At 68.7% G+C, this 1179-nt stretch carries 1 protein-coding gene; it reads left to right on the top strand.

All coding sequences use genetic code 11. The annotated features are described in order from the left end of the window. Positions 1 to 108: 108 nt before the first annotated feature. On the top strand, positions 109 to 1179 hold a 1071-nt coding region (locus ACWGJY_RS37550; RefSeq protein WP_453265379.1), incomplete at its 3' end, for an IS4 family transposase.

Raw genomic sequence — 1179 nt, 5'->3', positions numbered from 1 at the left:
GCAATACCGGTGACTTTGGTAATGCTGGCTCGTTGAGTTGGTGTGCCAAGGCCCGGACAGTTGAAGGTAGTTGAGGGCGATCGGTTTTCGGATCGCATCGCCCTTGGAGTGCTCACGCGTGCGTTTCCGCCGGAGTTGGTGGATGAGGTGGTGGCGGAGTGCGGACGCACCGAGGAACGTCAGCGTCTGCTTCCCGCTCGGGTGGTGATGTATTTCGTGCTGGCGATGTGCCTGTTCTCGGGGCAGGGGTATGAGGAGGTCGGACGGCTCCTCACCCAGGGCCTGGAACGCGAACGCCGCTGGTCGAAGACGTGGCGGGTGCCCACCAGCGGGGCGATCGGACGGGCCCGGTTGCGGCTGGGGGCGGAACCGATGAAGGCGTTGTTCGCCAGGGTCTGTCGGCCCGTGGCGCTCCCGGCGACGACGGGAGCGTGGTTTCGGGGTCTGCGGTTGGTGTCGGTGGACGGGACGACCTTCGACCTTCCCGATACGCAGGCCAACGCCGCCTTCTTCGGACGGCCGGGAACGGGGCGTGGCCAGGGCAGGAGCGCGTATCCGCAGGCCAGGGCCGTGGCCCTGGTCGAGTGCGGTACCCACGCCGTGTTCGCCGCCGACGTCGCGCCACTGGCGGTGCATGAGACGGCCCTGGCCCACCGTCTGTTCCCCTCGCTGACCAGAGGAATGCTGCTCCTGGCGGATCGGGGTTTCCTCGGCTTCGATCTGTGGCGGGCCGCCGCGTCGACCGGCGCGGACCTGTTGTGGCGGGTCCGGAGCAACGCGGTCCTGCCCGTGGTGGCCGCGCTGCCCGATGGCTCGTATCTGTCGGAGATCGTTGCCGCCCGGGACAAGAACCGGCGGGCCGACCCGGCACAGGTTCGCGTCATCGAATACGCCTTGGGCCCAGGTGGGGAGGGCGCCGTTTACCGGCTGGTCACCACGCTCCTGGACCCGGCCACCGCACCGGCCGTGGAGCTCGCTGCGCTCTACGCCGAGCGCGGGGAGATCGAGACGACCTTCGACGAGATCAAGATCCACCTGGGCGGACCCGGATTCGTCCTGCGCTCCCAGTATCCGGTCGGGGCCGAGCAGGAGATCTTCGGGTTCCTCCTGGTGCACCACGCCCTGCGCGACCTCATGCACCAGGCCGCCCGGCAGGAGAGGGAGGATCCGGACCGGATG

The sequence above is a fragment of the Streptomyces sp. NPDC054765 genome (assembly GCF_053612065.1).
The sequence above is the reverse complement of the archived record's forward strand: the minus strand, read 5'-3'. Positions and strand labels throughout refer to the sequence as shown.